The following is an 18,690-nucleotide window of genomic DNA, read 5'->3' on the forward strand; positions in this document are numbered from 1 at the left end:
TCCTTTTTATTTCCCGATAAGAAGTAAAAGGATGGTACAAAGAATATCAACAAATGAGTGCTTTAATTGAAGAAGTAAAGCTTTTTTCTTATTTGAAAGGTGCATTTTAGTTGAGGAAGGAAATGATAAAATTTGTTATCGTATTTTAAAATAGATAAAGTAATCTTATATTAAATATTAAGAGAATGGGGGAATTCAATTGAGTATTAAAGAAATAACGATAGTAAATAGAGAAAAGGTTGTTTCATTTTTTAAGGAGCATTGGGGAAGCACTGAAATGGTAATTTCAACAGGTGTTTATCAATGTGATACATTGGATGGTTTCATTTTTGAGGGAACTAATCAGATTATTGGTTTGGTTACGTATGTCATTAAAGATAATGAAATGGAGATTATTTCGTTAGATAGTCTCCAAGAAGGAAAAGGTATTGGATCTTCATTAATGAAAAGTGTTGAATACATAGCAAAGCAGAAAAAAATACAAGTAGTAAGTTTAGTAACAACAAATGATAATTTGAACGCTTTAAAATTTTATCAAAAAAGAGGTTACAGAATAACGTCTATTATTCCTAACGGTGTAATCAAGGCACGAAGCTTAAAACCTTCAATACCTTTAATAGGACATGAAGGGATTCCATTAAATGATGAATTAATATTAAAGAAAATATTGTAGTTACATAAAAATTATTGAGGATTGCTTATTTAATGGGATTTCTTCTTTGACTAACGGAGCTTTAGTAAAAAACGGACATTGGAGAAAAAGAGCTTGTAGATTCATTTTGCTGCTCATTTTTTATATGTATTTATAAATAAGCCATGCATCCATACATAAATTACTTATGATTACAGCGACAGGTCCGACTCCAGTGGGATAAGTGATACAGATAAGAGGTGGCTAATCGTTCACCCCACGGAAAGCGTCCATCCAAAGCGGAAATCTGCCATCTATTGTCCATATTTTTACGTAAAACAATTATATAGATAGAAATATATCCTTCTTTAAAAAAGGTTGTCTATAATTTGTATTCTCTTCCCTTTTTTTGCATACATTTAATTATGCAAATAGACGGGAGAGATTTTTTTGTGGACAGAAATAATAGCAGGACTCTTAATGTCGGTCGATGTACTTATCTTATTTTCTCTTGTATCATATAGAAAACAGGTTTTGACTCTTGCGGCTTGGGTGGCATCATTACACATGCTCTTTCCCTTAATAGGATATTATGCAGGTGTTTTAGTACAAACCTACTTACAGCAGGCGAGTCCTTATTTGTCAGGGGTTCTTCTTTCGTTGGTTGGACTTCAAATGGTACTATCCAAATCACCAAAAGAAACTCCGATCATGCCCCCCTTCGTATTAGCGATAGTGGCAAGTCTAGATACCTTTTCTGTGAGTATTTCATTTGGTATGCTTCAAGTGGAAAAGCTAATCTTTATACTAAGCTCTGGATTCTTCGCATTTGTCGGCGTAATAATTGCCCAGAAGATTATATTTAAAAAGACAGTGATGAACAGAGGAATCATTATGAAGCTTGCAGGTGTAGTTCTATTAACAATGGGCCTATTAACACTTCAAAACATACAATAATATCAAAGTATATTCGTAATCCAATATATAATAGAGACGAGGAATGATCGCAGTGAATATTTTATTTGTTTGTACTGGTAATACATGTAGAAGTCCCATGGCAGAGGCTATTTTAAAATCTAAAAATCTAAAAAACATACAAGTTCAATCCGCAGGTATTTATGCTTCGGACGGCGAGAACATGTCCGCTAACAGTCGTAAAGTACTAGAAAATAAAGGGGTTCCTTTTGCTCATAAGTCTTCATCTCTACAGCCTTCTACGGTTGAGTGGGCAGATCTTATATTAACGATGACTGCTGCGCATAAGCAAGCTATTATTTATGCCTTTCCAGAAGCAATTTCTAAGGTTTATATGTATAAAGAATTTGCAACTCCGGACGATATACAGGATGTAATGGATCCTTTTGGTGGGAATATAGGTATATATGAACAAACATTTGAAGAACTAAATGTATTAACAGAGGAACTAGTGAAGAGACTATAGGGGGAAAAGGGATGAAAGAAAAGAGAAAGAGGAACGCTTTTGGCATTCAAAAGAAAATTGTTCTATTTGTAACGGTACTTGCTTTAATTACTTACTCTACAAGTGCATTCTTTATTAATTATGTACAGCCTTATTTGCAATCCTTAGACATTAATATTGGAACAATTCAATTTGAAATTCTTACATATGCGTTAGGAATTTTTTGGTCAGGCCTTTTAGCTTATTTTTTCAGTGGACTTATTATCAAACCCTTATTTAATCTAGAAAAGGTTGCCACTCTTGCTTCAGAAGGAAAAATAGGAGTCGATGTGGAAGTACCAAACTCAAAAGATGAAATACAATCAGTTGCTATAGCTTTTCAAACGATGCTAGAAAACCTGCGAGAAATGGTTCAAAGTATCGAAAAGAATTTTGATAAAACAAATAAAAGTGTGCAAAAGCTTTCTGAGGAATCGTCAGTTGCCTCTGAACAAGCGGAGGCCATTGCCTCCACAATTGCTCAAATTTCAGAGGGAGCAGAGCAATCGGCAATAGCAGTCCAAGAAACTGCAGAGTCTGTCGAGGATGTTCGAGTGCTAGCTTCTGAGGTAAACAAGCGTGCAGAAAAATCTTCTATACATTCAAAAGAAATGATCACAGAGCTTTCGGAGACAACAGAAGTCATACAATCACTTGTCAGTGGAATCCAAAAGATTGCAACAGGAAGTGAGTCAGCTTTAGGTAATGTCCACCAGCTGGAAGAGAATGCTGGGAAGGTGGAAAGTATTATTCAATTAGTTGGAGATATAGCAGCCCAAACTAATCTACTAGCTTTAAATGCTTCTATTGAAGCTGCTCGTGCAGGTGAGCATGGTAAGGGCTTCGCTGTAGTAGCAGAGGAAGTTCGTAAGCTAGCCGATGAGAGTGCGAAGGCTGTTCAAGGAATTTCAGAACTAATATTAGCAATCCAAACGGATGTTAAAACGGTCGTACAGCAAATGACTAACCAAGTTAGCTTTGCTGTTAGTGAAGCAAAACGAGTATCTGAGACAAACGCAGCAGTCGAAGGAATGTCTATAAAAATTCATGAAATGGCTGAGTCAGTAGTCGAGATTTCATCATTAGTTGAAAAACAGCTGACTAATATTGAAAGCACTGCTCGCCAATCACAGGATGTTGCAGCTATTGCGGAGGAGACATCAGCTGGTGCTGAGGAAGTAAGAAGTGCTACAGATGAACAAGCCCGTTCTATAGAAGAAATTGATATTTTAGCAGCTGACTTGAAGCATCAATCGGAAGATTTATTCAAGGTAATCTCTCAATTTGACCGCTCTTCCAAATAATTCATATCAAAAAGGTATGTTAAAAAAACAGATACAACTCATACTATATGAGTTGTATTTTTTTGCTCAAAAAGATGTTATGATTGGGTTGAGTACTAAACAGAAAAGAGGGAACAAGATGAAAATTGCAATTTCTTCTGATCACGGAGGGAATAATCTTCGGAAAGAAATTATTCAGCAGCTTGAAGAACTCGGTCATTCCTATAAGGACTTTGGTCCACAAACGAATGATTCTGTTGACTATCCAGATTATGCGGCACCAGTAACAGAGGGTGTAGCTAGTGGGGAATATGATCGCGGAATTTTAATTTGTGGAACAGGTATTGGGATGTCCATTGCTGCTAATAAAATGAAGGGCATTCGCTGTGCATTAGTGCATGATGTTTTTTCTGCTAAAGCTACACGATGCCATAACGACTCAAATGTTCTCGCTATGGGAGAACGAGTGATTGGTCCAGGACTTGCCAGAGAAATCGTAGCTACTTGGTTAGCTCAAGAATTTGAAGGTGGCCGTCACGAACGACGTATTGAAAAAATTTCAGCATTAGAAAAATAAGCTTGAATAGAGGGATTTCAGATGGAAGCAAAAAATTTGTGGCAACAACAAATGGAACAGCTTCTCCTGGAAGTAGAGCAGCAAATTACTTTTTCTAAGGATGATTTGTTTGTCGTTGGCTGCTCTACCTCTGAAGTCATTGGGGAAAAGATAGGAACTGCTGGCGGTTTAGAAGTGGCTGAGGTTTTATTTGAACCAATTAAGGCTTTTGCTGAACGAAATAAAATCCATCTTGCCTTTCAAGGCTGTGAGCACATCAACCGTGCTCTAACGATGGAAAGAAAAACGCAGCAGCTCTATAGACTGCCAGAGGTTTCTGTTATCCCAGTAGTTCGCGCAGGGGGTTCCATGTCTGCATATGCGTACACACAGCTTGAAGAGCCTGTAGTAGTAGAAAGCGTTCAAGCCAAGGCAGGGATTGATATTGGTCAAACTATGATTGGTATGCAGCTACAACCCGTTGCTGTACCAATACGTGTATCTATCAAGAAGGTTGGAGAAGCGATTATTACCATTGCAACAACCCGTCCAAAGCTAATTGGTGGGACAAGGGCATTTTACGGATGATATTAGAGGAGGAACTAGTAGTGGAAAAAATTCAATCACAAGATCCAGCGGTATTTGAGGCAATGTTAGCGGAGAAAAAACGTCAACAATCAAATATTGAACTAATTGCGTCAGAAAATTTTGTTTCAGAGGCTGTAATGGAAGCTCAGGGCTCTGTTCTTACAAATAAATATGCAGAGGGCTATCCGGGCAAACGTTATTACGGTGGCTGTGAGCATGTAGATGTAGTAGAAGATATTGCTCGTGATCGTTTGAAAGAAATTTTTGGGGCAGAGCATGCAAATGTACAACCACATTCTGGTTCCCAAGCGAACATGGCGGTTTATATGACTGCTCTTCAACCAGGTGACACTATTCTAGGTATGAACTTATCTCATGGTGGACATTTAACACATGGCTCTCCTGTTAACTTTAGTGGTATTCAATATAACTTTATTGAATATGGAGTAAATAAAGAAACCGAAATGATAGATTATGAGGAAGTTCGCTCAATAGCTTTAGAGCATAAGCCTAAAATGATTGTTGCTGGGGCAAGTGCTTACTCACGTACAATCGATTTCGCTAAATTCCGTGAAATTGCAGACGAGATTGGAGCTTATTTATTCGTAGATATGGCTCATATTGCAGGTCTAGCTGCTGCGGGTCTTCATCCAAATCCAGTGCCACACGCACACTTTGTAACTTCTACAACACATAAAACTTTACGTGGCCCACGTGGTGGTATGATTTTAACTACAGAAGAATTTGCGAAGAAAGTTGATAAAACAATTTTCCCTGGTATCCAAGGCGGACCGCTAATGCACGTAATCGCTGCAAAAGCAGTTGCCTTTGGAGAAGCTCTTCAACCGGAATTTAAAGAATACCAAAAGCAAGTTGTAGCTAATGCTAAAACTCTAGCAGATAGTTTAACAGAAGAAGGTCTACGTATTGTATCTGGTGGTACAGACAACCATGTAATGCTATTAGATGTATCTGCTTTAGGACTAACTGGTAAAGTAGCAGAACATGTACTAGACGAGGTTGGTATTACTGCAAACAAAAATACTATTCCTTTTGATACTTCTAGCCCATTCATCACTTCTGGAGTGCGTATTGGTACACCAGCTGTAACTTCAAGAGGTTTTGCTGAGCAAGAAATGAAGGAAATCGCTTCTATTATTGCTAAACTATTAAAAAATCACGAGGATGCTTCAGTAATTGCTGAAGCAAAAGAAAGAGTGCAAGCTCTAACTGATAAATTCCCTCTATATAATTAATTGATAATAGGGAGGCTTATGACAACATCATAAGTCTCCTTTAACTATGATTAAATAGGTTGCGCATAAGATTGTTTGATTTTATCCCAAAAGCAAATATATTCCTGCTAATCGCTTGAACCAAAGGACAACCTAAGGCTGTTGTTTCTATAAATGAAATAGACGAAATATTAAGTCCCTAGGATTAGTGGTATGATGTGTATCGTTTTTGGTATAATGACAAAGATGTAAAAACAACAAAAGGAGAGATGTTAAATGGCTAAAGTATACGTATTTGATCATCCACTGATTCAACATAAACTTACATATATCCGTGATGTGAAAACTGGTACAAAAGAATTTCGTGAGCTTGTAGATGAGGTTGCTACATTGATGGCCTTTGAAATTACGCGTGACCTTCCTTTAGAGGAAGTAGAAGTAGAGACTCCTGTTCAACTTACGAAATCTAAAGTAATTGCAGGAAAGAAATTGGGACTAGTTCCAATCCTTCGTGCAGGTATTGGAATGATTGATGGCATGTTAAATCTTATTCCAGCTGCAAAAGTAGGTCACATCGGACTTTATCGTGATCCAGAAACATTGAAGCCAGTCGAATACTACGTTAAGCTTCCTGCAGATGTTGCTGATCGTGACTTTATCTTAGTAGACCCAATGTTAGCAACTGGAGGCTCTGCAATAGAAGCAGTTAACTCTCTGAAAAAACGCGGTGCAATGAGCATTAAGTTCATGTGTCTTATTGCTGCTCCAGAAGGCGTAAAAGCACTTCAAGATGCTCACCCAGATGTTGATATTTATATTGCAGCACTAGATGAGAAACTTAATGATCATGGCTATATCGTGCCTGGTCTTGGAGACGCAGGAGATCGCTTGTTTGGAACAAAGTAAAATTGAATCTCTCTAAAAGATATTCGGTTGTTTAAGCAAAAGTAGCAATCAGCTGACTTTTCCTTTTTATAAGGGCATGTCAACTTATTATACAGATGGAAGATAAGACTGTGAAAATGTGTCTAAACGGATGTTAAGTTTTAAAATTAATGAATGAAATTGATTATGAAGAATAAGTTTCTACAATATTCTTTAAAATTTGTCGATAAATTGTCAATCTAATCATCTACGTGAAGTTTTTCACTGATAGCAATTGACATCAAATAGCCCCTATTGTATGCTTACTTAGGATAATCATGATAGGGGTTTCATGCGTGGAACACTTGATGTATCAACTTTCTACTAGATTCACAGTTTTTACTTATTTCAAGGAAAACGTGAGGATACTTTTATGCGTCATTTTGACGTCCGTTACAAGGGATAGCTCATTATTCAGCGATTCTCTCACAGCTTGTCGGTTCTATAATGATAGGTATTCACAAAAAGTGGATTGATCATACTTTTGGAACCACTCCAATCTTTTAGTAAATTGTCTACTGCCTGCTTTGCGCATTGACAATCCTTACTACCATTCGAAAATATGATTCAGGAGATTAGACCAATGCTAGAAATGCAACGTATTTTTACGAGGCAAAAGAAGTGCATATTTTTTTTGCTTGCGTTATGTGTGTTAGGGTGGGCATTTACGCCGTATTCTTCCATTTTTGCAGGCTTAGCAGTAGGTTCCATATTCGGTCTGTATAATTTCTGGATACTAGTACGTAGAATGGAGAAATTTGATCGTGTGATGATGGGTGAAAAAGGTCGAGCACGCTTAGGGACAAGCTTTAGATTTGCCTCTGGTATTGCTGCCGTTGCTATTGCACTTCTTTTCCCAGATGAAATTCATCTTATCAGCACGGTTATCGGATTAATGATTCCCTATGTTCTACTTATTGTGGAACGCATTTTGTTAGTTAGAAATCAACCATGAGTATGTGAAAGAGAGGTGAAAGAATCGTGGGACACTCAAATCCAGAGTTTGTGCTTTGGGGTATGACAGGGAACTGGTCAAACATCCTTATGTTGTTTGTAACTTCTCTAGTTGTTTTCTTAATTGCATTTATTGCAACTAGAAACTTGAAGCTTAAACCAACGGGTATGCAAAACTTCATGGAGTGGATTATGGACTTCGTGAAAGGAATTATCAAAAGTAATCTCGACTGGAAAACAGGCGGTAGATTCCATATTCTAGGGATTACATTAATTATGTTTATCGCGATAGCCAATTTGCTTGGACTTCCGTTTTCAATTTCGTATGACGGAGTACTTTGGTGGAAATCACCAACTGCGGATCCAACAATTGCAATGACACTATCAGTGATGATTATCGTTTTAACTCACTATTACGGTATTAAGATGAAAGGTTTCAAACAGTACAATATTGATACCTACTTAAAACCGATGCCGGTATTATTCCCACTTAAAATTATAGAAGAATTCGCAAATACATTGACACTTGGTCTTCGTCTTTACGGAAATATCTATGCAGGGGAAGTATTATTAGGTCTTATTGCAGGCTTAGCAACAGCGAGCTGGTTTGGCTTTGTTGGTGCAATTATCCCAGCAATGGCTTGGCAAGGATTCTCTATCTTTATCGGTGGAATCCAAGCGTTCATTTTCGTTATGTTAACAATGGTTTATATGTCACATAAAGTGTCAGCAGACCATTAATATAACTGTTTAGGAAACTAAGCAGAAAAAATAAAAACAACATTCCAAGGAGGAAATTAAACAATGGTAGGTTCAGTTGGTCTTTTAGCAGCAGCTATAGCAGTTGGTTTAGGTGCACTTGGTGCAGGTATTGGTAATGGTCTAATCGTTTCAAAAACAGTAGAAGGTATTGCTCGTCAACCAGAAGCACGTGGAGCTTTACAAACAGTTATGTTCATCGGGGTAGCGTTAGTTGAAGCCGTGCCGATTATCGCAGTAGTTATCGCGTTCATCGTATTAAACCAATAGTATGTATAAATAAAGTCAATAATGGCGGAAACTAACTCCGCCATTCTCTTTATGAATAAAACCTGAATTAGAAAATAATAAACAAAAGTTTAAACATTATATAAGTAAGATCTCTTAATAGCGTTTGAAAGGAGTGAAACAATCGTGTCTTTTGAATACCTCGCACTTGGTGCTGGTGAGACCCATAATGGGTTAAATGTTTTGGATATTGGAGCTACATTATTCTTCTTCATCTTACTGATGATCTTATTGAAGAAAGTGGCTTGGGGTCCTTTAATGGGGATTATGACACAGCGTGAAGAGTTGATCGCGAGTGAAATCGAAGCAGCAGAAACTAGCCGCCAAGAATCTCAACGTTTACTTGAAGAACAACGTGACTTACTAAAAGAAGCACGCACAGAAGCGTTAGCGATTGTAGAAAATGCGAAGAAGCAAGGGGAAGCATCACGTGAAGAAATTATCACAACTGCTCGCTCTGAAGCTGCGCGTTTAAAAGAATCTGCTATTCGTGAAATCGATACAGAAAAAGAAAGAGCGATTGCAGCGGTACGAGAAGAAGTCGTTTCACTATCAGTACTTGCAGCAGCTAAAGTTCTTGAAAAAGAAGTTTCGGAAGAAGATAACCGTGCGCTGATCGAGGCAACGATTGCGAAGGCAGGCGAAGTTAATTGAGTAATTCAACTGCAGCAAAACGCTATGCCATCGCGTTGTTCGAACTAGCACAACAAAAAAATGAACTTCAATCGGTTGAAAATGATTTACGTGAGCTTAATGTTGTATGGAAAGGCAATAAGGATTTGAAAACATTGTTTACATCTCCTAAGCTTTCTTTAGACAAGAAAAAAGCGCTAATCCGAGAAATCTTCTCAAACGCTAATCCAATCGTTATCAATACACTACTAGTGCTTATTGATAAGAAAAGATTACATGAAGTTACTGATATTATTTCAGAGTATATGGCACTTTCCAATGAAGCACAAGGTGTTGCTGAAGCGAAGGTCTATACAACACGCGAATTAACAGAAGCAGAACGTGCAAACGTTTCATCTGTATTTGCAAAAAACGTAGGGAAACAATCTTTACGCATTCAAAACATCGTAGATCCATCCATTATTGGTGGTATCCGCGTTCAAATCGGAAACCGCATTTACGACAGCACTCTTAGCTCTAAGCTAGATCGCTTAAAACGTAACTTGATCGGTTAATATTATGAATTATGAGAGGTGACATACATGAGCATCAAAGCTGAAGAAATCAGTGTCTTGATTAAACAGCAGATTGAGAATTATGAATCTGAGATGAAAGTTAGCGACGTTGGTACGGTTATTACAATTGGTGACGGTATCGCGCGTGCTCATGGCCTCGACAACGTCATGGCTGGAGAGCTTTTAGAATTCTCAACTGGTGTGTTAGGTATGGCACAAAACTTGGAAGCGAATAACGTTGGTATCGTTATCCTTGGACCATACACAGACATCAAAGAAGGCGATGAAGTACGTCGTACAGGCCGTATTATGGAAGTTCCTGTTGGTAAAGAATTGATTGGCCGCGTAGTCAATCCACTTGGCCAACCAGTTGACGGACAAGGTCCTATCGCAACTACAAAATCTCGTCCAATCGAAAGTCCTGCACAAGGGGTTATGGCACGTAAATCTGTTCATGAACCACTTCAAACAGGTATTAAAGCGATTGACGCTCTTGTACCAATCGGGCGTGGACAACGTGAGTTAATCATCGGTGACCGCCAAACAGGTAAAACATCTGTTGCGATTGATACAATCCTTAACCAAGCAGACCAAGATATGATTTGTATCTACGTAGCAATCGGTCAAAAAGAATCGACTGTTCGTAATGTAGTAGAAACACTTCGTAAAAAAGGTGCTTTAGATTACACAATCGTTGTAACTGCATCTGCATCTGCTCCAGCTCCATTATTATACTTAGCTCCTTATGCTGGTGTAACAATGGCAGAAGAATTTATGTTCGAAGGTAAGCACGTATTAATCGTTTATGATGATTTATCTAAACAAGCTGCTGCATACCGTGAACTTTCATTACTTCTTAAACGTCCTCCAGGTCGTGAAGCATATCCAGGGGATGTATTCTACTTACACAGCCGTCTACTTGAGCGTGCTGCGAAGTTAAATGAAACATTAGGTGCAGGTTCAATCACTGCATTACCATTCGTTGAAACACAAGCTGGAGATATCTCTGCTTACATTCCAACAAACGTAATTTCTATTACGGATGGTCAAATCTTCTTACAATCTGATTTATTCTTCTCTGGTGTACGTCCAGCGATCAATGCTGGTTTATCCGTATCACGCGTAGGTGGATCAGCTCAAATTAAAGCAATGAAAAAAGTTGCCGGTACACTTCGTCTTGACTTAGCTGCATACCGTGAGCTTGAAGCATTTTCTCAATTTGGATCAGATTTAGATGCTGCAACACAAGCTAAACTTAATCGTGGTGTACGTACAGTAGAAGTATTAAAACAAGACTTGAACTCTCCTATTAAAGTAGAAAAACAAGTTATTATTTTATACGCTCTAACACGTGGCCATTTAGATGATATTCCAGTTAAAGATATTTCTCGTTTTGAGGCTGAACTTAGTAGCTGGTTAGATTCAAACCACACAAACGTTTTAGATCATATTCGCACGACAAAAGATCTTCCTTCAGAAGAGGATTTAAACAATGCAATCTCTGCATTCAAGAAAACTTTTGCTATATCTGAATAATATCTTTGTCTAAGTGAAAAAAACAATAAGGTGGTGAAATACCAGTGGCATCTTTACGCGACATTAAAAATAAAATTACGTCAACTAAGAAAACAAGTCAGATAACAAAAGCTATGCAAATGGTTTCTGCTTCTAAATTGAACCGTGCGGAGGAAAATGCGAAAGCATACGTTCCTTACATGTCTAAAATGCAAGAGGTAGTAGGCTCCATTGCTTCAGGAACAAGTGATAGTGGACATCCAATGTTAACTCATCGACCTGTAAAGAAAACTGCATATATCGTCATTACTTCTGATCGTGGTTTAGCAGGGGCATATAACAGTAATGTTATACGTGCTGTGGCGAATGCTATTACTGAACGCCATGCTTCAAAGGATGAGTATGTAATTTTTGCAATTGGACGCATGGGACGTGACTTCTTCGTAAAACGTGGTTCAAACGTAATTGGAGAAGTGATAGGGTTACCAGACCAACCTTCTTTTTCGCATGTTAAAGAAATAGCGCGCAAAGCTGTTGGTATGTTCACGGATGGTACATATGATGAACTTTATATGTACTATAACCACTTTGTAAGTGCCATCTCCAGTGAGGTAACTGAGAAAAAGGTGCTACCGCTTACGGATATTGCAGCAGAAACTACAGGCTCAACTGCTTCTTATGAATTCGAACCTTCTAGTGAGGCGATTTTAGAAGTACTTCTTCCACAATATGCGGAAAGCCTAATTTTTGGTGCATTACTCGACGGTAAAGCAAGTGAACATGCTTCGCGTATGTCTGCTATGAAATCTGCAACAGACAACGCAACTGATTTGATTAGTAACTTAACGTTAGTATATAACCGAGCACGTCAAGCTGCGATTACGCAAGAAATTACGGAAATTGTCGGCGGTGCATCGGCTCTAGAATAGGTAAAGAAAGAAAGTAAGACAGGAGGGAACAGTAGTGAACAAAGGACAAGTACTACAAGTAATGGGTCCAGTTGTTGACGTTAAGTTTGACAACGGCCACTTACCAGCTATCTATAATGCATTAACTGTAGCGATTGAACGTCCAAATGAAGCTCCTACTACATTAACTTTAGAAGTAGCTTTACACTTAGGTGATGACTCAGTTCGTACAATTGCGATGTCATCTACTGATGGACTTAAACGTGGTGCAGAGGTATTAGATGCTGGCGCAGCAATTTCTGTTCCAGTTGGTAACGTAACTTTAGGACGTGTATTCAACGTTCTTGGTGAAGTAATTGACTTAGGAGAAGAAATTTCTACTGCTGAGCGTCGTGACCCAATTCACCGTCAAGCACCAACATTTGAAAACCTTTCAACTGAAGTTGAAATTCTTGAAACAGGTATCAAAGTAGTAGACCTTTTAGCTCCATACATTAAAGGTGGTAAAATCGGTCTGTTCGGTGGTGCCGGAGTAGGGAAAACAGTTCTTATCCAAGAACTTATCAATAACATTGCTCAAGAGCATGGCGGTATCTCAGTATTCGCTGGTGTTGGAGAGCGTACGCGTGAAGGAAATGACTTATTCCACGAGATGAGCGATTCTGGCGTTATTAAGAAAACAGCAATGGTATTCGGTCAAATGAACGAGCCACCAGGAGCACGTATGCGTGTTGCACTAACTGGTCTTACAATGGCTGAATATTTCCGTGATGAACAAGGTGCAGACGTACTTTTATTCATCGATAATATCTTCCGTTTCACACAAGCAGGGTCTGAGGTATCAGCACTTTTAGGCCGTATGCCTTCAGCAGCTGGTTACCAACCAACACTTGCTACAGAAATGGGTGCACTTCAAGAGCGTATCACGTCAACTAATACAGGTTCTGTTACATCTATCCAAGCGATCTATGTACCAGCCGATGACTATACGGATCCAGCTCCTGCAACAACATTCGCTCACTTAGATGCAACAACAAACTTAGAGCGTAAATTATCTGAGATGGGTATCTATCCAGCGGTAGATCCATTAGCTTCTTCTTCTCGTGCGCTTTCTCCTGAAGTAGTAGGACAAGAGCATTACGAAGTAGCACGTCAAGTACAATATACTTTACAACGCTACAGAGAGCTTCAAGATATTATTGCGATCCTAGGTATGGATGAATTAGGAGACGAGGATAAGGTTGTAGTTAACCGTGCTCGCCGTATTCAGTTCTACCTATCTCAAAACTTCCATGTTGCTGAACAATTTACAGGTCAAAAAGGTTCTTATGTTCCTGTTAAAGAAACTGTTGAAGGCTTCAAACAGATTCTTGAAGGAAAATATGACCATTTACCAGAGGATGCATTCCGTTTAGTTGGACGTATCGAAGAAGTTGTGGAAAAAGCGAAAAGCATGGGCGTAGAAGTATAATAAATCGGACCTGGAGGTAAAAATATGAAGACAGTTTCAGTCAATATTGTCACTCCCGACGGCCCGGTATACGATTCTGAAATAGACATGATTATCGCTAAAACAGCATCGGGTGAAATCGGTATTTTACCTGGCCATATTCCAATGGTTGCACCACTTGAAATTGGTTCGGTTAAATTGAAAAAAGATGGTAAATCAGAATTTGTAGCAGTGAGTGGCGGATTTATTGAGGTTCGTCCTGAAAAGGTTACAATCTTGGCTCAATCCGCTGAAATTGCTTCAAGTATAGATTTAGCTCGTGCTCAAGAAGCGAAGAAACGTGCAGAAGAACTACTTCAAAGTAAACAAGAATCAGTTGATTTTAATCGTGCTGAACTTGCTTTGAAGAGAGCGCTTAATCGTATCAACGCTTATGAGGGTAGATTATAATTGTTTTTTTGATAAAACGGGCAGAGATTATTTCTGTCCGTTTTTTCTTTCTTGACTGTTAAGAATGTACTTGCTTTGCTAAGTGTTTTTCCTAATTTGAGGGTCTTTAAACTTTATGGTCAGATTTGGGAGCTTTGAATTTCTTGCTATAAAAAGTGGGAGATTTTACAGTAATTTGACGAGGGTATTTTTGAAACGACAATAACATAAACATGTTAATTGTTTTGTTGAGCAGTACATCGTTCTAGGAAGGCTTTCGTTTTTAAAAACTGGAGGGAAAATAATGGGTCTTTTGACTTCAGAGCAAGCTGTTATCGCTATATTAGCTAATATCTTTTTTATCGGTATTTCTTTTTATACATTACAAGCTCTTATGGTGGACAAATTTATTAAAAAGAATCATGTATTTCAAGCCCAGCTTTTCTTTATTTTGGTAAGTATTATGTTAGGCTCGACAGTAGCTAATTTCTTTTTAAATTTAACTTCCTGGTCTAACCAATTACAGTACTTATTTTAGTAGAAGATCCTGCATGCTCATGCAAATTATGGACAAGTTTGTATGAGCATGTAGAATCTCCTCATATTTCCTGGGAAATATGCTGTCGAATATGTTTATTACATAACATGTGGGGTAATTTATAAATATCTACACGAAAAGACTGGGTATTACGTATAATAGACTAAGAAAATTTACCAAAAGAGGACAAGAAAATAGGGTTTTCGGTGCTTGTATATAGTCGAAATACGTTGTATGATGATATTGTTTTGAAATAACAAAAAACAACACCATACATATTTCTTTTATATATTAGCTTAAGAGGATTATGAACGCGGAGGGAACTAAGTGGATAAAATTGTTGTTAAAGGCGGCCAAAGGTTAAAAGGTAACGTACGGGTCGAGGGTGCTAAAAATGCAGTATTACCTGTACTTGCAGCAGCTTTGCTCGCGACAAAAGGGAAAAATGTGATTAAAGATGTACCAACACTTGCAGATGTTTTGACGATAAATGAAGTATTAAAAAGTTTAAATACAGAAATCAAATATAGCCCAGAGCACAACGAAGTAATTATTGACTCACAGCAAAGACTATCAAGTGAAGCACAATTTGAATATGTGCGCAAAATGAGAGCGTCAATCCTTGTTATGGGTCCAATTCTTGCGCGCAATGGTTTTGCTCGAGTAGCTCTTCCTGGGGGCTGTGCTATTGGTTCAAGACCTATTGACCAACATTTAAAGGGCTTTGAAGCAATGGGTGCAGAGATTTCATTTGGTCATGGATTTGTAGAAGCGAAAACTGTTGGACGTTTAAAAGGTGCTAAAATTTATTTAGATGTACCTAGTGTGGGCGCTACAGAAAATATTATGACTGCAGCAGCTTTAGCTGAAGGAACAACGATTATCGAAAATGCTGCTAAAGAACCGGAAATCGTAGACTTAGCAAACTTTATCAATGAAATGGGCGGTAAAGTAAAAGGTGCTGGAACTGATACTATTCGTATCGAGGGAGTTGAAGAACTTCATGGCACTGAGCATCACATTATTCCTGATCGTATTGAAGCTGGTACTTTCATGGTTGCAGCAGCCATCACAAAAGGCGATGTATTAATTGAAAATGCAGTACCAGAGCATATGACAGCTCTAATATCTAAAATGCAAGAGATGGGTGTGGAAATTACTGAAGAGAACCAAGGGCTACGTGTGCGTTCTAAAGGAAACTTGAAATCAGTAGACATCAAAACTATGCCACATCCAGGTTTTCCTACAGATATGCAATCGCAAATGATGGCATTGATGATGACAGCCTATGGTACCGGTATCATTACGGAAACTGTATTTGAGAACAGATTTATGCATGTGGAAGAGTTTAGACGTATGAACGGAAACATGAAAATCGAAGGTCGCTCTGTCATGATGGATTCCCCATCTAACCTTCAAGGTGCAGAGGTAGCAGCTACAGATCTTCGTGCAGCGGCAGCTCTAATCATTGCAGGTCTAGTTGCAGAAGGCGTAACTCGTGTAACTGAACTTTACCATTTAGATCGTGGATACGTTGATTTTGACAAAAAGCTAGCAGCTTTAGGTGCAGACATCGAACGTATTGGAACAGAAAACACAGAAAAAGCAGTTCAACTCGTTTAATAATATATGTAAAGCACAATACACCTATTCGTGTATTGTGCTTTTTTTGATGTAATTTTTCACGCTGTTTTTAGGCGTTTTAAGAGTGAAAATTAACATTTTAGTATAAATGCTCATCTATAAGATTAAATAGCCTCTAAGGCGCTAAAATAGTGTATAAAGGCTACTTAAATATAAAGATTCAAATAGATTCTTATAGCATTCCATAAATTTAACAAGAATTCATGTCCATATACTATTGGTTAAATGGATGATTTCAGAAATGATAGAGTATAAACACTTTCCTATTACTCATCTGTATGACAAGAGATAGATCAAGCAGCTTTTCTATAGCTTGTCCGTCATTAGATTCTTTGTAGCTGCATATATTACCCCTATGAAACAAAACATTCTCTTAGTAATCGTATGCATCTGCCTTATGTTATTACCTTTTTTATTGATCAAAGACAGAGTGAAAGAAAAAGCTGCACCAGAAGTCGTACCGGAAACTGAAGTTGACTGTCCAATAGAAATTGAGGTGAAAGGGGTAAAGGAAAAAATTCCTCTAGAAACGTATGTATTAGGAGTAGTTGCCGCGGAAATGCCAATCACATTCCATGAAGAAGCATTGAAGGCACAGTCTATTGCTGCTAGGACCTATGTTTTAAGAGAAACCGATTACGGAGCAAAGTCAATCGACAAGACGGTACAGAAGCAAGTGTATGTTGGTCCAGAGGAGAGAAAAAAGCGTTGGGGTGCTTCCTTTGAGGAATACGAAAAGAAGCTTCAAAAAATCGTAGCTTCTACAGAGGGAGAAATTATTGTTTATAAGGATCAGTTAATCACTGCAATGTTTTTTTCAACAAGCAATGGGCAAACAGAAAGCGCGGAGAATTATAGCGGATATGCAATTCCCTATTTAGTATCAGTGCCGAGTGAAAAGGAAGAGCAATTCTCAAATAAAATGAAACAGAAATTTGAATTTACGAGTAAAGAATGGTCGGACATTTTTAAGATGAAGTGGTCTAATAATATTGGGGGTACTGTCAAAATAGCACGGACAGACTCCAATCGAGTAAAGTCAGTAGAAATGAACGGCAAAAGTTGGACAGGCAGAGAAATTAGAACTTTACTTGGACTACCCTCTACTGATTTTTCAATAGCTTTTCAAAATGATAAAGTTGTAGTGGAAACTATTGGATATGGGCACGGAGTAGGAATGAGCCAGTATGGAGCTGAGGTAATGGCTAACAATTCTGCGAAGGCTCATGATATTTTATTGCATTATTATACAGGAACCGAAATAAAAAATTTTTCTCCATGTTTAAAATCTCCTTAATATGCCAACAATGCAATTAGAGGTGATGAAAATGAGAGAAGAACAATCTAAAAAGCCTTCTCAGAAGAAGAGTAACAGCCCGAAAAAACCTTGGTTTTGGCCACTAGTATATGCAGGTTTTTCGGTAGCATTTGTTGGAATGATTTGGGGTTATAATGTGTATGTCAGCGATGATTCTGCAGAAGAATCCGAGTGGACCGATGCAAGTAATCCAGACAAAGTAACAATTGAAACGAACGCTAAAGCAGAATCTATGAAATACCCTTTCAAAGAAGCTATGCTAGATAACGTTGAAATTGTTCAGCACTACTATGATATGGAAGCAGACGAAGCGACTCGTGAGAAATCTCTACTTGTTTTTGATCAAACTTACGTAGCTAGCACAGGAGTTTCCCTAACTATGAAGAACGAGCCATTTGAAGTTGTTGCAGCATTAAGCGGAAAAGTAGAAGAAGTAAATCTTGATCCATTTGTTGGTGACGAAATCGTAATCTCTCATGCAAATGGTATGCTAACAAAATATCGCTCTGTCACTGGCATTCTAGTAAAAGCAGGAGATGTAGTGGAACAAGGACAATCCCTTGCAACTGCAGCGGAAAATGAGTGGAATCCTACTGCTGGAATCCATCTTCAATTCGAAGTATTAGAAAACGGAGTCCTTGTAAATCCGGAATCATATCTAGCATTTTAATTCATATTAGCCCTTCGCTATGCATAAAGTGGTGAAAAGTGTTCCTTTACTAACGAAAGGAAGAGTTGGTGCACGAAACGATTCGTCATAGATGCATACGTTTGGGTGAAATGGTAATTGAAACAAAGAAAACAGTTCGCGCTATTGCGAGCAAAACAGGTCATTCCAAAAGCACCGTACACAAAGACTTAACCGAAAGACTCCACCTTGTGGATCCTGTGCTGGCTAAGGAAGTCAAAGAAATCCTTGCTTACCATAAGTCAGTCAGACACCTACGAGGCGGAGAAGCTACGAAGCAAAAATGGAGGACCAAAAAGGAAGATAGGTAAGGTCGTGAAATGTATTATTTCACGG

Annotated in this window: 22 protein-coding genes; all 22 read left to right on the forward strand. The window is 38.3% G+C overall.

Features of this window, described 5'->3' with window-relative positions:
* The first annotated feature begins 199 nt into the window (after positions 1-199).
* The 22 genes from MHB55_RS03805 (at position 200) to MHB55_RS03910 (ending at position 18,665) form a co-directional block, all read left to right on the forward strand.
* Complete coding sequence (locus MHB55_RS03805) at positions 200-673, forward strand: GNAT family N-acetyltransferase (RefSeq protein WP_340862633.1); 474 nt, start codon at positions 200-202, stop codon at positions 671-673.
* Positions 674-1,081: 408 nt separating this feature from the next.
* Positions 1,082-1,588, forward strand: coding sequence for a manganese efflux pump (locus MHB55_RS03810; RefSeq protein WP_151111303.1), 507 nt, complete (start codon positions 1,082-1,084; stop codon positions 1,586-1,588).
* Between the two features lie 43 nt (positions 1,589-1,631).
* Positions 1,632-2,072, forward strand: a complete 441-nt coding sequence (locus tag MHB55_RS03815) for a low molecular weight protein arginine phosphatase (protein ID WP_225215891.1) — start codon at positions 1,632-1,634, stop codon at positions 2,070-2,072.
* An 11-nt stretch (positions 2,073-2,083) separates the two neighbouring features.
* On the forward strand, positions 2,084-3,394 hold the full coding sequence (locus MHB55_RS03820; RefSeq protein WP_154311448.1) for a methyl-accepting chemotaxis protein: 1,311 nt from the start codon (positions 2,084-2,086) through the stop codon (positions 3,392-3,394).
* A 118-nt stretch (positions 3,395-3,512) separates the two neighbouring features.
* On the forward strand, positions 3,513-3,950 hold the full coding sequence (gene rpiB, locus MHB55_RS03825; RefSeq protein WP_340862634.1) for a ribose 5-phosphate isomerase B: 438 nt from the start codon (positions 3,513-3,515) through the stop codon (positions 3,948-3,950).
* A 21-nt stretch (positions 3,951-3,971) separates the two neighbouring features.
* On the forward strand, positions 3,972-4,517 hold the full coding sequence (locus MHB55_RS03830; protein ID WP_340862636.1) for a TIGR01440 family protein: 546 nt from the start codon (positions 3,972-3,974) through the stop codon (positions 4,515-4,517).
* Between the two features lie 20 nt (positions 4,518-4,537).
* On the forward strand, positions 4,538-5,773 hold the full coding sequence (gene glyA / locus MHB55_RS03835; RefSeq protein ID WP_445678226.1) for a serine hydroxymethyltransferase: 1,236 nt from the start codon (positions 4,538-4,540) through the stop codon (positions 5,771-5,773).
* 255 nt (positions 5,774-6,028) lie between these two features.
* The gene (gene upp / locus MHB55_RS03840; RefSeq protein ID WP_144540517.1) at positions 6,029-6,658 is read left to right on the forward strand and encodes a uracil phosphoribosyltransferase; all 630 of its coding nucleotides are present in this window, start codon (positions 6,029-6,031) and stop codon (positions 6,656-6,658) included.
* Between the two features lie 601 nt (positions 6,659-7,259).
* Positions 7,260-7,631, forward strand: coding sequence for an ATP synthase subunit I (locus MHB55_RS03845; RefSeq protein WP_144540515.1), 372 nt, complete (start codon positions 7,260-7,262; stop codon positions 7,629-7,631).
* Between the two features lie 26 nt (positions 7,632-7,657).
* Entirely contained in the window at positions 7,658-8,371 is a 714-nt protein-coding gene (gene atpB, locus MHB55_RS03850; protein WP_144540513.1) for a F0F1 ATP synthase subunit A, read from the forward strand.
* Positions 8,372-8,434: 63 nt separating this feature from the next.
* Complete coding sequence (gene atpE, locus MHB55_RS03855; protein WP_144540512.1) at positions 8,435-8,659, forward strand: F0F1 ATP synthase subunit C; 225 nt, start codon at positions 8,435-8,437, stop codon at positions 8,657-8,659.
* A 144-nt stretch (positions 8,660-8,803) separates the two neighbouring features.
* Entirely contained in the window at positions 8,804-9,331 is a 528-nt protein-coding gene (gene atpF / locus MHB55_RS03860; protein ID WP_144540509.1) for a F0F1 ATP synthase subunit B, read from the forward strand.
* Complete coding sequence (locus MHB55_RS03865) at positions 9,328-9,864, forward strand: F0F1 ATP synthase subunit delta (protein WP_154311446.1); 537 nt, start codon at positions 9,328-9,330, stop codon at positions 9,862-9,864. The genes atpF and MHB55_RS03865 overlap by 4 nt, the downstream gene beginning before the upstream one ends.
* A gap of 27 nt (positions 9,865-9,891) precedes the next feature.
* On the forward strand, positions 9,892-11,400 hold the full coding sequence (gene atpA / locus MHB55_RS03870) for a F0F1 ATP synthase subunit alpha (RefSeq protein WP_144540505.1): 1,509 nt from the start codon (positions 9,892-9,894) through the stop codon (positions 11,398-11,400).
* 44 nt (positions 11,401-11,444) lie between these two features.
* Entirely contained in the window at positions 11,445-12,308 is an 864-nt protein-coding gene (locus MHB55_RS03875; RefSeq protein ID WP_144540502.1) for a F0F1 ATP synthase subunit gamma, read from the forward strand.
* 34 nt (positions 12,309-12,342) lie between these two features.
* Positions 12,343-13,758 (forward strand): F0F1 ATP synthase subunit beta, encoded by a 1,416-nt coding sequence (atpD, locus tag MHB55_RS03880; RefSeq protein WP_144540500.1) that lies wholly within the window; start codon positions 12,343-12,345, stop codon positions 13,756-13,758.
* A 24-nt stretch (positions 13,759-13,782) separates the two neighbouring features.
* The gene (locus tag MHB55_RS03885) at positions 13,783-14,187 is read left to right on the forward strand and encodes a F0F1 ATP synthase subunit epsilon (RefSeq protein WP_144540498.1); all 405 of its coding nucleotides are present in this window, start codon (positions 13,783-13,785) and stop codon (positions 14,185-14,187) included.
* A 283-nt stretch (positions 14,188-14,470) separates the two neighbouring features.
* Positions 14,471-14,704: a DUF1146 family protein gene (locus tag MHB55_RS03890; RefSeq protein WP_340862638.1), complete on the forward strand. Its 234-nt coding sequence runs from the start codon at positions 14,471-14,473 to the stop codon at positions 14,702-14,704.
* Positions 14,705-15,031: 327 nt separating this feature from the next.
* A complete protein-coding gene (gene murA / locus MHB55_RS03895) occupies positions 15,032-16,327 on the forward strand; it encodes a UDP-N-acetylglucosamine 1-carboxyvinyltransferase (protein WP_144540493.1) in 1,296 nt (431 codons plus the stop codon).
* 334 nt (positions 16,328-16,661) lie between these two features.
* The gene (spoIID, locus tag MHB55_RS03900; RefSeq protein ID WP_340862639.1) at positions 16,662-17,645 is read left to right on the forward strand and encodes a stage II sporulation protein D; all 984 of its coding nucleotides are present in this window, start codon (positions 16,662-16,664) and stop codon (positions 17,643-17,645) included.
* A 31-nt stretch (positions 17,646-17,676) separates the two neighbouring features.
* Positions 17,677-18,336, forward strand: coding sequence for a M23 family metallopeptidase (locus tag MHB55_RS03905; protein ID WP_144540591.1), 660 nt, complete (start codon positions 17,677-17,679; stop codon positions 18,334-18,336).
* A gap of 68 nt (positions 18,337-18,404) precedes the next feature.
* The gene (locus tag MHB55_RS03910; RefSeq protein WP_144540588.1) at positions 18,405-18,665 is read left to right on the forward strand and encodes a sporulation transcriptional regulator SpoIIID; all 261 of its coding nucleotides are present in this window, start codon (positions 18,405-18,407) and stop codon (positions 18,663-18,665) included.
* Positions 18,666-18,690: the final 25 nt, after the last annotated feature.

This window comes from Psychrobacillus sp. FSL K6-1267 (genome assembly GCF_038003265.1).
GTDB lineage: Bacteria > Bacillota > Bacilli > Bacillales_A > Planococcaceae > Psychrobacillus > Psychrobacillus faecigallinarum.

Bases quoted from the DNA above. Each gene is read 5' to 3' on its own strand.
- MHB55_RS03815 (WP_225215891.1), top strand. From the start codon at position 1,632: ATGATCGCAGTGAATATTTTATTTGTTTGTACTGGTAATACATGTAGA.
- atpA (WP_144540505.1), top strand. From the start codon at position 9,892: ATGAGCATCAAAGCTGAAGAAATCAGTGTCTTGATTAAACAGCAGATT.
- MHB55_RS03905 (WP_144540591.1), top strand. From the start codon at position 17,677: ATGAGAGAAGAACAATCTAAAAAGCCTTCTCAGAAGAAGAGTAACAGC.
- MHB55_RS03820 (WP_154311448.1), top strand. From the start codon at position 2,084: ATGAAAGAAAAGAGAAAGAGGAACGCTTTTGGCATTCAAAAGAAAATT.
- MHB55_RS03890 (WP_340862638.1), top strand. From the start codon at position 14,471: ATGGGTCTTTTGACTTCAGAGCAAGCTGTTATCGCTATATTAGCTAAT.
- MHB55_RS03845 (WP_144540515.1), top strand. From the start codon at position 7,260: ATGCTAGAAATGCAACGTATTTTTACGAGGCAAAAGAAGTGCATATTT.
- MHB55_RS03830 (WP_340862636.1), top strand. From the start codon at position 3,972: ATGGAAGCAAAAAATTTGTGGCAACAACAAATGGAACAGCTTCTCCTG.
- upp (WP_144540517.1), top strand. From the start codon at position 6,029: ATGGCTAAAGTATACGTATTTGATCATCCACTGATTCAACATAAACTT.
- rpiB (WP_340862634.1), top strand. From the start codon at position 3,513: ATGAAAATTGCAATTTCTTCTGATCACGGAGGGAATAATCTTCGGAAA.
- atpE (WP_144540512.1), top strand. From the start codon at position 8,435: ATGGTAGGTTCAGTTGGTCTTTTAGCAGCAGCTATAGCAGTTGGTTTA.
- MHB55_RS03885 (WP_144540498.1), top strand. From the start codon at position 13,783: ATGAAGACAGTTTCAGTCAATATTGTCACTCCCGACGGCCCGGTATAC.